This is a genomic window from Candidatus Edwardsbacteria bacterium RifOxyA12_full_54_48, assembly GCA_001777915.1.
Taxonomy (GTDB): domain Bacteria; phylum Edwardsbacteria; class AC1; order AC1; family EtOH8; genus UBA2226.
The window spans coordinates 16,346-30,267 of record MFFN01000003.1 but is presented as its reverse complement, the minus strand read 5'-3'; the positions used below and the strand labels follow the sequence as shown (position 1 = coordinate 30,267).

Below are 13,922 nucleotides of genomic sequence, written 5' to 3'. Positions count from 1 at the left end.
ATTGAAGTTGAAACATAAGCTGTGATAAACTAACCATATGCTCAATAGAAAATCCAAAATATATCCGCTATCTTTAGCTGCCGTAATGGGGGCCCTGGCGTTGACCATCGCCGGAAAGGCCGGGGCCCAGGAATTCGGACCATGGGAGGATATCACGGCGGATTATAATGCTGAAGGCTTCCGGAAAAGCGCCCAGACCAGCAGCTATAGCATCGACTACCGGCTGGGGCTGATGATAGAACAGGAGCTTGTTTCTCAGCAGCCATTTGCCATCCGGTATTACAGCTTGCCCGCCTTCTGGGAAAAACTGCGAACTGCTGGAACTGACAGCGTCTGGTCAAAGAATAATTATGCCTTTTTGTCAAAGCCGCCCCAGGAGAGGACCGGGGAGGGTTTGATCCCCGATATCCAGATACCCATTCCGGGGCTGGGCAAGGCCTTCGGCTCCGGGGCCCAGATAAAGGTCAGCGGCAACCAGAAGATAACCGCCGGATACGACCGGACCACTTATAACCAGATCGGCCGGGACCTGGACGCCAATGCCACCACCGACGACAACAAGATAAACATCAAGCAGGAGCAACGGGTGAACCTGGAGGGGGTGATCGGGGACCGGGTCCATGTTCTGATCGATTACGACAGCGAGGCCGAAATTGACAAGCGCAGCAAGGTCCGTCTGCGGTACGAGGGCCAGGAGGACGAGGTGCTGCAGAGCCTGGAGGCCGGCGACACCGAATTTTCCCTGAGCGGCTCCTCGCTGGTGGGCGGATTGACCACGGTCCACAAGGGCCTGTTCGGGCTGAAAGGGGTGGCCCGGCTGGGGGGCTTCGAGCTGACGGCCATCGCCAGCAAGGACGAGGGACAGAACCAGACCAACACCTTCTCCGGCTCGAACGTAGCGTCTTCCGTCACCCATCCGGACAATGAATTCATGCAGTATACGGTATATGAGATCATTCCCGGGGGATTGGCGGGGGGCGATGCTATTGAGGCCATAAAAGTATATATTAAGTCGGGCAATGATTACGTCACCCCCAATGCCATCCCCCATTATCTGAAGGACCGGAGCTGGCGGGATTTCAGGGGAATTGCCCGGGATACCATTTACGGCCCGGTTAAAATGGACATCAAGACCGAGATCACCGATTTCATCCTGGACAATCCCGTCACCGGACGGATAATCCTTACCAACGGCATCTATGACCAATCGGTGCTGGGGGTGGCCTACAAGACCAAAAACGGCGGTTATTATCCCAGCAAGCATGATTTCGACAATTCGGACACCCTGATGCTGGTGAAGCCGGCCAACTGCCAGCCCCCGGATTCCATAAACGGCTACTGTTGGAATTATGAAAAAAGAAATTATTATTCGTTAAATGGACGAGGGATCGATTTCTCCACCCTGACCATAAAGCTGCAATACCGCAAAGAGAATGAATGGTTGGAGAATGATCTTGACAGCCAGAAAACATTCCTGGAGCTTCTGTTCCTGGAATCTGACGGAAACCTTAATGATTATTATATCAATCAAGAGGAGGGCTATTTCTCCTTCCCTCAAGATCAACCGTTCCTGTCCCCGGCCCTGCCGGACAGCTGCCCCGATATCTACCGGGTGAAGAATTTGACCAATTATTCCGCCAAATTCCGTTTTTTGATCACCTATAAGTCCACCGTGGCAATGTATGCCCTGAATGCCCCGGGCCGTCTGCTGGAGGGGACGGTCAGCGTCACCCTGAACGGATCACCGGTCTCTTCCAGCGAATATACGGTGGATTACGATATGGGCACCGTCACCTTCAACGACCGGATCAAGACCATCCTCCAGGGCAGCAGCGCCGCCCTTAAGATAGATTACCAGTACCTGCCGTCGTTCGCTCTGGGGTCCAAGACCCTGGCCGGCCTGCGGGGCATCTATAAATTCGGGGAGAGCGGGCAGCTGGGAGGCACCTGGCTGTACCGCAGCGAGCAGACCCCGGATGAAAAGCCCCGGCTGGGCGAGGAGCCCCGCCGGATAATCGTGGCCGGGCTGGACGGAAGCTACCAGGCCGCCCCCGATTTTCTCACCAGCTGGACCAATGCCCTGCCCCTGGTGGAGACCGAGGCCCCGTCAAACTTTAAGCTTACCGGCGAGATCGCCGGCAACTTTCCCAACCCCAATACCAAGGGCCAGGTGTACATTGACGATATGGACGGCAGCAAGGTGTCCGACGAGTTCAACCTCAGCCGCTCGGCCTGGGTGCGCACCAGCGTCCCCCCGGGCAAGACCGACACCATGCTGGCCAGAACATTTTACTGGTACAACCCCACCACCCAGGTCACCATGAAGGAGATCAATCCCGCCATCACCGACGAGACCCAGAGGAACGAAACCATCAGAACATTGCGGTTGATATATGAAGCCGGACATCAGGACACTCTGAACTCTTGGGCCGGGGTCACCCAGCTGTTAAGCAAAACCGGGCTGGACTTAAGCCAGAGCAAACTGCTGAACCTCTGGATAAGGGGCTTAAATAGTAAAGGAATAGTCCATATAGATATCGGCCGTAATATAGATGAGGATCAGGTGTGGTGGACCAAGAAGGGTTTGCATCCCCAGAATAATAAAGTGGACTGCGAGCCTTTGAACCTCAACCGGGAGCCGGTATTAATGGATGCCCACGATATCGGCCTGGACCGGGTGAAGGGTAATGACAGCACTTATTTGGCCTCATCGGGCGACGACGGGGCCGATGATTATGTGGTTGACATAACCAAACCGGATTACAGCAAAATAAACGGCACCGAGGGCAACGGTTATTACGATACCGAGGATCTCAAGATGAACGGTCTGGATTCTCTGGACGTGCCCCAGCTGGGCAATAATTATTACACTTTCCGTTTCGATCTCTCTAAAAGTGATACCAATGCTTATGGCTGGCACCAGCTGTCGGCTCTGCTGGATACCGCCCAGCCGGTGGGGCCCCAGCTGGGCTGGAGTTCCATACAGTATGCCCGGATCTGGGTGGACAGCTGTCCGGCCAGCACCGCTTTTGAGATAGCCATGGTAGAGGTCAGCGGCAACCGCTGGCAGGAGGAGGGGGTTTTTTCCAACGACACCCTCGACGCCGTGGCCTCCTCCGAAAAGTTCACCATAGAGGTAAAGAACAATCGGGATAATCCCGATTATAGTCTGCCCCCCAATACCGAACAGAAGGACGACCAAGGGAGGGTGGAGTTCGAGCAGAGCCTGGTTTTCAACATCGACAGCCTGGGCTCCGGGCATTATGTCAAAGCCTGGAAAATACTGCGGGATAAGGAGAATAATTACACCGGGTATAAAACCCTGAAGATCTGGGCCCACAGCAACGACACCACCCGGGTCAGGAAATCGTTCGCCCTGCGGCTGATCGGCAACGATCCCAACAGTTACTATCAATACAAGCAAACGCTGTCTTCCGGCTGGCAGGAGATGATCATGGATGTCCTAACCTTCAGCGACCTGAAGAAGCTGCCGTTCCCGACGGATACCACCAATAAGATAAGGACCAGCGGCAACTATTCCCTGAAGGGAAATCCCAGCTTGAAGGAACTTAACGGGATCGCTTTGTGCATTTTCAATGACGACACCGGCCGGATCTTCAGCGACGAGGTCTGGTTCGACGAACTGCGGCTGGACGATGTCCGCCGGGACCGGGGCACCGCCATTGCCTCCAGCGCCTCGATCAACTTTGCCGACCTGTTATCGCTCAACGCCGCATACAACAAGACCGGAAGCCACTGGTATGGGATCGATACCGACGGCACCGGCTCCGGGGTCAAGAATATAAGCTACAGCCTGAACGGCAGCCTCAATGCCCATAAGCTGTATCTGGAACGGCTGGGGCTGGCCCTTCCCGTCGGCTTCCGATACGGCGAATCCCAGCAGTATGGCGAATACGGGGCTGACGATATCAGGCTTACCGAGGAGGAGAGCCGGGCCCAGAGGGCCTTCTCCCGGAATGCCGGGTTTGACGTTTCCTTCTCCAAGAGCATGACCCAATGGTGGCTGACCAATCTTACCATCGACCGGATCTCGCCCCGGTTCAATTGGAGCCGCAGCGTCTCCGACAGCCGGACCACGGCGGACAGCAACACCTCCACCGGCCTGAGCCTGGGCTATGGCTGGAGCTCGGGAGAAAAAAAATCCTTCAAGACCTGGCCGGGGTGGCAATTTTATTATCTGCCCAGCTCCCTGGGCCTGGGATGGTCCCGCAACCAAACCCAGCGTTGGTATTGGGACAAGCTTACCGGTGTCAAGAACAACAATGGCAGCGGGGAGACCCGAAACGGCCAGGGACAGCTCTCCTGGCAGCTGATGAATTCGTTGAGTTACTCCTTCAACACCACCAGAAACCTGAAGGACCGGTTCTTTCAGGGGGAATGGGCCAGAAAGTTCGGCCTGGGGTCCGAGACCTCACGTTCCCAGAGGGTGAACTACAGCACCACCCTGGGCTGGCTGAAGGTCATCAAGCCCAGCCTGGCCTTCTCCACCCAATACAGCGAGGGCCACAGCCTGGCTGCCAAGCCCAGCATCGTGGACACCTTCCACCTGCTGAACGTCAGCAATTCCAACAGCCTGTCCCTGAACAGCAGCCTGGAGGTGGGCAAATGGCTGGCCAAAGTCACCGGCTGGCGCAACAAGGCCCGGGACGATTCGGCCGAGGTGGGAAGCCCCCGATGGCTGGTGACAAAGATCGATTACCTGTTCAACAAGCTGGGAGGGGTCCAGGCCTCGTTCAGCCGTGATAACTCCAGCCAGGCCTCGAACCTGCTGATGAGGCGCCCCGATCTGTTGTACCAGTTCGGCCTGAAGCAGCAGGTGGCGGATATCCCCAGGTATTTTCAGGCCAGCGCCGACCGCAATACCATCCGCAACTCATACTCCCTGGGCACCAGCCTGGAGCTGATGAGGCTGTCGCTGAACCTTTCCTTCCGCCGCAGCGATGATACCATCATTGTGGGCGATGCCCAGAACTCCAGCCGCAGCGTCACCTGGCCTGAGCTGAGGGCCACCCTGGCCGGCCTGGAGAGATGGGGCCTGTGGAAAAAGACCCTGACCAGCGCCAGCCTGACCTCCTCTTACAGCCGGACCATCGACAAGACCTGGGAGAACCAGAAGGCGCTGGTCAGGATCTCCACCAAGAACAATTTCAGCCCGATACTTTCAATGTCCGGGAGATGGAAGAAGAACATCAGCACCAGCCTGGCCTTTGATTACAGCAGCCAGAAGAACGACGACATTATCGGCCAGGGGCGGGACACCTACAACCAGACCTTTAAGACCAGCAGTTCCGTTTCCTATTCCTTCAGCGCCCCCAAGGGTTTCAAGCTCAACCTGTGGAAGCTGGGCAAAAAGAGGATAAAATTCAACAGCGAGCTCAGCCTGGCATCACTGTTCGGCTATTCCATCATCGGCGCCAGGAATGAGATCCCGGAAGGGGAGATAGCCGCCCTGAAACAGCTGCTTGCCGAGACCAGCTATGAAAAGATAACCGAGCTGGGCTACACCTCGCTGGTTCACTCATTTACCATGTCGCCCAGCGCCAAGTACAATTTCACCAGAAGCATCACCGGATCGGCCTCGGTTGACTACAGCTTCACCAAGGACAAGATTGCCAGGAGCAATAACAGCGACCGAACCGCCTTCAATGCCTCGGTGGAGATCAAGTTTTAACGCTTGGTTGGTGGGGAATATGTTTGGGTTAACGCCGGATGAAAAAAAGGTAATAATTTTTTTTATTGTGGCCTTGGCGCTGGGCAATGCCGTGCTGCTCTACAAGAAAAGCCATCCGGGCGCTGCCCCGGAGCTTAAATACGGCGGCCCGGACCTGCCCCGGGCCATCGAACAACCGCCCCCCTGGCAGAAAGAACAACCGGCTGCCGCAAAAAATCGATGGGCCGCCAAAAAGGTCCCGGCCGAAAAGATTGACCTCAACCGGGCCGGGCCGCGGGACCTGGAGAAGCTTCCGGCCATCGGCCCGGCGATGGCCAAAAAAATAATTGATTTCAGGAGGGAATCCGGCGATTTCCAGAAAATCGAGGACCTGATGAAGGTCAAGGGCATCGGTCATAAAAAATTCAACCGGCTCAGGGAACATGTATTTGTAGACCATTAAGGGCCATCAAGTTAAAAGACAAATTGCTTGACATTTGCAACTTGCATATGCTATATTATTTCAAATTGAGGGAGATGCTATGGGTTTGAAATTAGGCGACATGCTGGTGCAGTCCGAGTTGATAACCAAAGATCAGCTGGACAAGGCCTTGGCCGAGCAAAAAAGCTCCGGAGCCAAGCTGGGCTCCAGTCTTATAAAGCTGGGGTTTATGACCGAAGACTCCATCACCCAGTTCCTGGGCAAGCAGCTAAACCTTCCCACGGTGAATCTTTCCACCGCCGAACTGGATCCCCAGGTTCTAAAACTTATCCCACCGGAAATAGCCCAGAAATTCCAGGTGATGCCGATCAAGCGGACCGGGCGGACCCTGTTTCTGGCCATGTCCAACGCCGCCGACGTGTTCACCATGGAGAATATCGCCTTCCTCACCGGGATGGAGGTCAAGCCGGTGGTTTGCGCCGAGACCTCGCTGGAGAAGGCTTTGGACAAGCATTACGGCAGCACCACCCGGGCCGAGGCCCTGAAGTCGGTGGAGCAGGAGATCGCCGCCGAGGACATGGAGCTGGTGGAGAAGGACATGGATGAGGTGGCCAGCCAGGCCGAGATCGAATCCACCCCGGTGGTGAAACTGGTCAACAGCATCGTCATCGACGCCATCAAGCGCGGGGCGTCGGACATCCATATAGAGCCCTACGAAAAGATCCTGAGGGTGCGCTACCGGATAGACGGGGTTCTTCAGGAGACCATGTCGCCGCCCCGCCGGATCTCGGCGGCCCTGGCCTCGCGCATCAAGGTGCTTTCCAAATTGAACCTCACCGAGCGGCGCCTGCCGCAGGACGGAAGGTTCTCCATCAAACTTATCGACCGGACAGTGGATCTGCGGGTGTCCACCATGCCCATCAAATACGGCGAGAAGATCGTCATCCGGGTGCTGGAGCAGACCAGCCTGGGCGGCGACCTGACCCAGCTGGGCATCGAGGGCAAAGCCCTGGATGATATTTTGAAAGCCCTGACCCGGCCCACCGGCATGATACTGGTCACCGGTCCCACCGGCTCGGGCAAGACCCGCACCCTGTATTCCGGCATCTCCCGCCTGAACAAACCCGGGGTCAACATCGTCACCGCCGAGGATCCGGTGGAATACGACATTGTGGGGATCAACCAGGTCAACGTCCGCCCGGAGATCGGCTATACCTTTGCCAAGGCCCTGAAGGCCTTTTTGCGGCAGGACCCCAACATCGTGCTGGTGGGGGAGATCCGGGACCGGGAGACCGGCGAGATCGCCATGACCGCGGCCATGACCGGACATCTGGTGCTGTCCACCCTGCACACCAATGATGCTCCCAGTTCGCTGAACCGCCTGCTGGATATGGAGATCCCGCCCTTCCTGATAGCCGCCACGGTAAACCTGATCGAGGCCCAGCGCCTGGTCAGGCGCGTCTGCTCAAAATGCAAGGAGCCCGAGAAGATATCTCCGGAGGAGATGGTCAAGATGGGGATCGATCCCGCCAGCTTCCAGGGAGTGGAGTTCTTCAAGGGCAAGGGCTGCCTGGAGTGCAATAATACCGGATACAAGGGCCGGGTGGGGGTGTTTGAGGTGATGACCATCGGCCCTGAGATAAGAAGGCTGATAGTCTCCCGGGCCTCCACCGATGAGATCAGGGAGATGGCGATCAAGCTGGGGATGAAATCTTTGCGGGAGGACGCCCTGGATAAGGTCAGAAAAGGCATCACCACCATGGAGGCGGCCATCGTGGAGACGGCCTCAGATTGATAATCACAATATCTAACCTTTAAATAAGACATGACATGGCGTTAAAAGTTGGAGATATGCTTCTCAAGGCCGGGATGATCAGCCCGGAGCAGTTGGAGCAGGCCCTTAAGGAACAGCAGACCTCGGGCCAGAGGCTGGGCTCCCTGCTGGTAAAACTGGGATTTGTCACCGAGGACGAGGTGGTGGCCTTCTTGAGCAAGCAGTTCAACGTCCCCTCGGTCAACCTGAACGATTACAAGATCGACGAGCCCGTCCTTAAACTGATACCGCCCCATATAGCCCAGAAGTACGGACTGATCCCCCTGTCGCGCCTGGGACGGAGCGTGACCGTGGCCATGGTCAACCCCAACGATGTCCTGGCCATGGAGGACATAAAATTCTCCACCGGTTTCGAGGTCCGTCCGGTGATAGCCTCCGAGGCCGCCATCTGGTCGGCCATCGACAAGCAATACGGGTCGGCCGGCATGCTGGAGGATGTGATGAAGGCCATGGATGAGGCCGAGGCCGACGTGGATGCCGGAGACCTGGAGGTCCTGGAGGAACAGCAGGAGGCGGGCGGAGATTCCGCCTCGGAGATGGCCGCGGCCATCGAGAGCAGCCCGGCGGCCAAGCTGGTCAACGGCCTGATAGCCGAGGCGGTCAAGCGCAATGCCACCGACATCCACATCGAGCCCTATGAGAAGGAGATCCGGGTCCGGATGTCGGTCTACGGCGTGCTGCACGAGGTGATGTCGCCCCCCTTAAGGATGAAGAGCTCCATAGCGGCCCGGATAAAGATCATCGCCAAATTAAAGATCGAGGAAAAGCGCTTTCCCCAGGACGGCCGCCTGCGGATGATCATCCAGGGCAAGCCGATAGACATCCGGGTGTCCATCATCCCCACCGCCTTCGGGGAGAAGGTGGCCCTGCGCATTCTGGACCGCAGCGCGGTGTCATTCGACCTGCCCACCCTGGGGTTCGAGCCGGAGCCGCTGAAATATCTGTTGAAGGCCATCCAGACGCCCTTCGGGATCGTGCTGGTCACCGGGCCCACCGGCTCCGGCAAGACCACCACCATGTACGCCTGCCTGGAATCCATCAACCATCCGGACACCAATATCATGACCGCCGAGGAGCCGGTGGAGTACAGTCTGATGGGGGTCAATCAGGTGGCGGTGCACGAGGAAGGCGGCACCACCTTTACCGCCGCCCTGAAAGCCTTTTTAAGGCAGGATCCCAACATCATCATGGTGGGAGAGATCCGCGACCGGCAGACGGCCGAGATCGCCATCCGGTCATCGCTCACCGGGCATCTGGTGCTGTCCACCGTCCACACCAACAGCGCCTCGCTGACCATCACCCGGCTGGTGGACATGGGGGTGGAGCCGTTCATGATCGCCTCTTCGCTGCTGCTGGTGGAATCCCAGCGGCTGGTCCGCAAGATCTGCTCCTACTGCAAGGAGCAGTACAAACCGGAGGAAAAGATGCTGCGCGAATTTCTGGGCGACAAGGTGGATATCGCCGGTTTCACCGCCTTCCGGGGCAAGGGCTGTTCGGAGTGCCGCAATACCGGATACAAGGGCCGGATCGGCCTGGCCGAGATCCTGCCGATTAGCCCGGCCATCAGGGACCTGATACTGGAGCGGGCCCCCACCTTCAAGATAGAGGCCCAGGCTGTGAAAGAAGGGATGTCCACCCTGCGGATGGACGGCATCCACAAGGTCCGCAGCGGTATAACCACCATCGAAGAGGTCATCAAGGAGACCGTGGCCGCCGCCGAGTAGCAGGATAATCAAACACATCATAGATAGATTGTTGATATATGGCGCAAAACATAGCCGACATGCTTTTGAAGATGGGGCTCCTGACCAAGGCCCAGTACGACCAGGCCGCCCTGGAGCAGAAGAACAGCAACGAGCCGTTGGCCGCCACCATGGTCCGGATGGGGATGGTCACCGAGAACGTGGCCATGCAGTTCATGTCCCGGCAGTTCACCGTCCCGGCCATGGACCTGAGCAATTTCCAGGTGGAGTCGGCGGTCATCAAGCTGGTCCGGCCGGACATCGCCAACAAATTCATGGTGATCCCGATAAAACGCCTGGGCCGGGCCCTGACCCTGGCCATGATCGATCCCTCCGATATCTTCGCCCTGGAGGACATCAAATTCCTCACCGGGCTGGATGTCAAGCCGGTGGTGGCCAGCTATTCGGCCGTCAAGAAACTGCTGGAACAGCACTATCCGCTGGGCAAGGACGTCCAGGTGATCGCCTCCGGCGGCCAGCTGAGCCAGGTCAAGGAAGAGGCCATCGAGAGCCTGCCCGAGGACACGGCCCTGGAGGGGCTGGGGGAAGACATCGAGATGGAGATGGTGGATGACCTGGAGCAGGACGAGGACCTGGCCGATGCCCAGCAGGCCGGCTCCTCCACTCCGGTGGTCAAGATGGTGAATTACATCATGACCGAGGCGGTCCGTCGCGGGGCCTCGGACATCCATGTGGAGCCCTACGAGAAGGTCTTCCGGATAAGATTAAGGCAGGACGGCGTGCTGCAGACCCTGATGGAGCCGCCCATGCGGATGAAAGCCCCGCTGGTCTCCCGCATCAAGATCATGTCCAAGCTGGATGTCACCGAGCGCCGCAAGCCCCAGGACGGCCGCATCGCCATCAAGGTGCTTAACAAGAAGATAGACCTGCGGGTCTCCACCCTGCCGGTGCTGTTCGGGGAGAAGGTGGTGATGCGTATCCTGGACGCCGGATCGCTGACCCTGGACCTGGCCAACTTCGGCTTTACCGAGCTGGCCCTGAAGAATTTCATGAAAGCCATCCATGCCCCTTACGGCATAGTCCTGATCACCGGCCCCACCGGGTCGGGAAAGACCACCACCCTGTATTCCGCCCTATCCCAGCTGAACACGCCGGACCGGCACATCCTGACGGTGGAGGATCCCATCGAATATAATCTGAAAGGGGTCAACCAGGTCCAGGCCGAGCTGGGCATAGGTTTTACCTTTGACGTGGCCCTCCGGGCCATGCTGCGGCAGGCCCCCAACATCATCATGCTGGGCGAGATCCGCGACGGCCCCACCGCCGCCATTGCGGTCAAGGCCGCCCTGACCGGACATCTGGTGCTGTCCACCCTGCATACCAACGACGCCCCGTCGTCGGTGTCGCGCCTGATCGATATGGGGATCGAGCCGTTTCTGGTGGCCTCTTCCACCGTGCTGATCCAGGCCCAGCGGCTGGTGCGCCGGATATGCAAGGCCTGCAAGGAGCCATTTCAGATCAATCCCCAGTCCCTGATCGACATGGGGTTCAAAGCCGAGGAGGTGGCCGGGGTCACTTATTACAAGGGCAGGGGCTGCCCCATCTGCAACAACACCGGGTACAAGGGCCGGGTGGGCCTCTACGAGGTGATGCCCATCTCTCCCGACATCAGGGACCTGATACTGAACCGGGAGGCGGTGACCTCCATCAGGGCCAAGGCGGTGGAGCAGGGCATGCTGACCCTGCGGATGGACGCCTGGGGCAAGGTCAAACAGGGCCTGACCACGGTGGAGGAGATGTTCCGCGAGACCGCCGAGGGATAGTTCAAATATAAAAATGTAAAATTCAAAACCTAAAAGGCTGATCCCGAATATTCCCCTGTTCCAGCGCTAAAATGAATATAAAATAAGGATGGGCAAAGCATGGTGACTCTTACCCAACTCCTGGAGGAGATGATCCAGAAGAAGGGGAGCGATCTGCACCTGACGGTGGGCGTACCGCCGGTGATCCGGGTGGACGGCGAACTGATGCAGACCTCCCACGAGCCGCTCACCCCGCAAATGACAGAGCAGCTGGCCTACAGCATCCTGAAGGACACCCAGAAGAAACGCTTTGAGACCGAGCGGGAGCTGGATCTGTCCATCGGCATTCAGGGGCTTTCCCGCTTCCGGGGCAACATCTTTCTGCAGCGGGGCTGCGTGGCCATGGCCATGCGGGTGATCCCCTGGGAGATCCGCTCCTTCCAGGCCCTGGGCCTGCCGCCCATCGCCGCCGCCCTGGCCGACAAACCCAAGGGGCTGGTGCTGGTCACCGGGCCCACCGGCTCGGGCAAATCCACCACCCTGGCCACCATGATCGACAAGATCAACAGCGAGCGGCGGGGGCATATCATCACCGTCGAGGATCCCATCGAGTACATCCATCATCATAAAAAATGCATCATCAACCAGCGGGAATTGGAATCGGACACCAAGAGTTTCAAGAACGCCCTGAAATACGCCCTGCGCCAGGATCCCGACGTGGTGCTGGTGGGCGAGATGCGGGACCTGGAGACCATAGAATCGGCCCTGCACATCTCCGAGACCGGCCACCTGACCCTGGCCACCCTGCACACCAACTCGGCGGCCGAATCCATCCACCGCATAGTCGACGTCTTTCCTCCCTATCAGCAGCCCCAGGTGCGGGCCCAGCTGGCCTTCGTGCTGGAGGGGGTGATCACCCAGCAGCTGATCCCCATGACCCGGGGCGGCCGGGCCCTGTGCCTGGAGGTGATGGTCTGCACTCCGGCCATCAAGGCCCTGATCCGGGACGACAAGGTCCACCAGATATATTCCTCGATGCAGGCCGGACAGAAATACGGCATGCAGACCATGAACCAGTCGCTGATGAACCTGTTCCTGGAGAAGAAGATCACCCTGGACACCGCCTTCGACTATACCTCCAACGTTGAGGAACTGGACCAGATGATCAAGAAACGCCAGGCGGTGGTGTAATCAAATCGGCAATATATTTCCTTAGAGAAAAATAAATATTTACAAGGAGCAATAACGATGCCACTATATCTCTGGAAAGGGCGCGATTCCAAAGCCGGTTTGGTATCCGGAGAGCTGACGGCCGAAAGCGAAGGCGCGGTCATCGAGGCGTTGCGCAAGAAAAATATAATTGTGTCCTCGGTGCGGATCAAGCCCAAGGAGCTCAAACTCAGTTTTATGCAGCCCAAGGTCAGCAACAAGGACCTGTCGATCTTCACCCGGCAGTTCGCCACCATGATCAACGCCGGCCTGCCTTTGGTGTCCTGCCTGGAGATCCAGGCCCAGCAGCAGGAGAATCCCACCTTCAAGAAGGTGCTGGAGACCATCAAGACCGATGTGGAGGGCGGCTCCACCCTGGCCGAGGCCCTGAACCGGCAGAAGAATGTGTTCAGCGAGCTGTATATCAACATGGCGGCGGCCGGCGAGGCCGGCGGTATCCTGGACAACATCCTGATGCGCCTGGCCATCTACCTGGAGAAGGCCGAGGCCCTGGTGGCCAAGGTCAAAAGGGCCATGATCATGCCGGTGATCCTGATCACCGTGGCGGTGGGGGCCGCGGCGGTGCTGCTGATCTTCGTGATCCCCATCTTCGAAAAGATGTTCGCCGGAATGGGGGCCAAGCTGCCCGGCCCAACCCTGTTCGTGGTGGGGCTTTCCAAATTCCTGCAGAAGTTCATCATCCCCATCATAATTGTGGCAACTGCCGCCATCATCTTCCTGCAGCGCTGGTACAAGACCGACAAGGGGCAGCTGTACCTGGACACCCTGATGCTTAAAATCCCCATCCTGGGCAACCTCCAGCAGAAATCGGCCGTGGCCCGATTCGCCCGGACCCTGGGCACCCTGCTGTCCAGCGGCGTGGCCATCCTGGACGCCCTGGAGATCACCGCCAAGACCGCCGGCAACCGGGTGGTGCAGGACGCCATCATGTCGGCCCGCAAGTCCATCGGCGGCGGCGAGACCATCTCGGCCCCCCTGAAGACCATGAAGATCTTTCCGCCCATGGTGGTGCAGATGATCGCGGTGGGCGAGGCCACCGGCGGCCTGGACGAGATGCTCAACAAGATCGCCGACTTCTACGACGAGGAGGTGGACGGGGCGGTGGAGGGGCTGACCGCCGCCATGGAGCCCATCATCATGGTGGTGCTGGGCCTGGGAATCGGCGGCATGGTGATCGCCATGTACCTGCCCATCTTCAGCATGACCTCGGCCCTGATGGGCGGCAAGTAATCGGCCTATC

Annotated in this window: 7 protein-coding genes; all 7 read left to right on the top strand. The window is 58.2% G+C overall.

Annotated elements, in window-relative coordinates:
- The first annotated feature begins 85 nt into the window (after positions 1-85).
- The 7 genes from A2273_07480 to A2273_07450 all read left to right on the top strand — a co-directional run bounded on the left by A2273_07480 (position 86) and on the right by A2273_07450 (position 13,912).
- On the top strand, positions 86-5,692 hold the full coding sequence (locus A2273_07480; protein OGF08179.1) for a hypothetical protein: 5,607 nt from the start codon (positions 86-88) through the stop codon (positions 5,690-5,692).
- A 19-nt stretch (positions 5,693-5,711) separates the two neighbouring features.
- Complete coding sequence (locus A2273_07475; GenBank protein OGF08178.1) at positions 5,712-6,134, top strand: hypothetical protein; 423 nt, start codon at positions 5,712-5,714, stop codon at positions 6,132-6,134.
- A 79-nt stretch (positions 6,135-6,213) separates the two neighbouring features.
- The gene (locus A2273_07470) at positions 6,214-7,908 is read left to right on the top strand and encodes a type IV-A pilus assembly ATPase PilB (GenBank protein ID OGF08177.1); all 1,695 of its coding nucleotides are present in this window, start codon (positions 6,214-6,216) and stop codon (positions 7,906-7,908) included.
- Between the two features lie 35 nt (positions 7,909-7,943).
- A complete protein-coding gene (locus tag A2273_07465) occupies positions 7,944-9,671 on the top strand; it encodes a type II secretion system protein GspE (protein OGF08176.1) in 1,728 nt (575 codons plus the stop codon).
- A 38-nt stretch (positions 9,672-9,709) separates the two neighbouring features.
- A complete protein-coding gene (locus A2273_07460; GenBank protein OGF08175.1) occupies positions 9,710-11,473 on the top strand; it encodes a type II secretion system protein GspE in 1,764 nt (587 codons plus the stop codon).
- A gap of 99 nt (positions 11,474-11,572) precedes the next feature.
- Positions 11,573-12,643: a type IV pili twitching motility protein PilT gene (locus A2273_07455; protein OGF08174.1), complete on the top strand. Its 1,071-nt coding sequence runs from the start codon at positions 11,573-11,575 to the stop codon at positions 12,641-12,643.
- 57 nt (positions 12,644-12,700) lie between these two features.
- Positions 12,701-13,912 carry a pilus assembly protein PilC gene (locus tag A2273_07450; protein ID OGF08173.1) on the top strand — a complete coding sequence of 404 codons (1,212 nt, stop codon included), beginning with the start codon at positions 12,701-12,703 and terminating at the stop codon, positions 13,910-13,912.
- Positions 13,913-13,922 lie beyond the last annotated feature (10 nt).

What these genes read in the sequence shown, in the direction of transcription:
- A2273_07480 (OGF08179.1), top strand. Translation starts at nt 86, where the DNA reads ATGGGGGCCCTGGCGTTGACCATCGCCGGAAAGGCCGGGGCCCAGGAA.
- A2273_07475 (OGF08178.1), top strand. Translation starts at nt 5,712, where the DNA reads ATGTTTGGGTTAACGCCGGATGAAAAAAAGGTAATAATTTTTTTTATT.
- A2273_07470 (OGF08177.1), top strand. Translation starts at nt 6,214, where the DNA reads ATGGGTTTGAAATTAGGCGACATGCTGGTGCAGTCCGAGTTGATAACC.
- A2273_07465 (OGF08176.1), top strand. Translation starts at nt 7,944, where the DNA reads ATGGCGTTAAAAGTTGGAGATATGCTTCTCAAGGCCGGGATGATCAGC.
- A2273_07460 (OGF08175.1), top strand. Translation starts at nt 9,710, where the DNA reads ATGGCGCAAAACATAGCCGACATGCTTTTGAAGATGGGGCTCCTGACC.
- A2273_07455 (OGF08174.1), top strand. Translation starts at nt 11,573, where the DNA reads ATGGTGACTCTTACCCAACTCCTGGAGGAGATGATCCAGAAGAAGGGG.
- A2273_07450 (OGF08173.1), top strand. Translation starts at nt 12,701, where the DNA reads ATGCCACTATATCTCTGGAAAGGGCGCGATTCCAAAGCCGGTTTGGTA.